Consider the following 408-nt stretch of genomic DNA (forward strand, 5'->3'; position numbering starts at 1 on the left):
CGATGCGAGCACGCTCACGGCCACCAAGTCCCTCGCCGCGTACTTCGAGGCYGTGGTGACCGAGGCCGGCGTGGCCAGCGCCAAGCCGGCGGCCAACTGGCTGATGGGCGACGTGGCGTCGCAACTGAACCGCGAAGGCATGGCCATCGACGACGCCCCGGTGCGCCCGGCGCAACTGGCCAGGCTGCTGGCGCGCATCGCCGACGGCACGGTGTCCAACAACACCGCCAAGAAGGACGTCTTCCCGGCGATGTGGGCCGGCGAGTCCGGCGGCGACGCCGACGCGATCATCGCCGCCAAGGGCCTCAAGCAGATGTCCGACACCGGCGAACTCGAGAAGATCATCGACGACGTGCTGGCCGCCAACGCCAAGTCGGTCGAAGAGTTCCGCGCCGGCAAGGAAAAGGC

General features: G+C 69.3%; 1 pseudogene. It reads left to right on the forward strand.

The window, feature by feature from the left end:
- Window positions 1-408, forward strand: a pseudogene (locus AB4Y93_RS28905) (Asp-tRNA(Asn)/Glu-tRNA(Gln) amidotransferase subunit GatB); the annotation flags it as partial.

This window comes from Paenibacillus sp. YAF4_2 (assembly GCF_052113225.1).
GTDB lineage: Bacteria > Bacillota > Bacilli > Paenibacillales > Paenibacillaceae > Pristimantibacillus.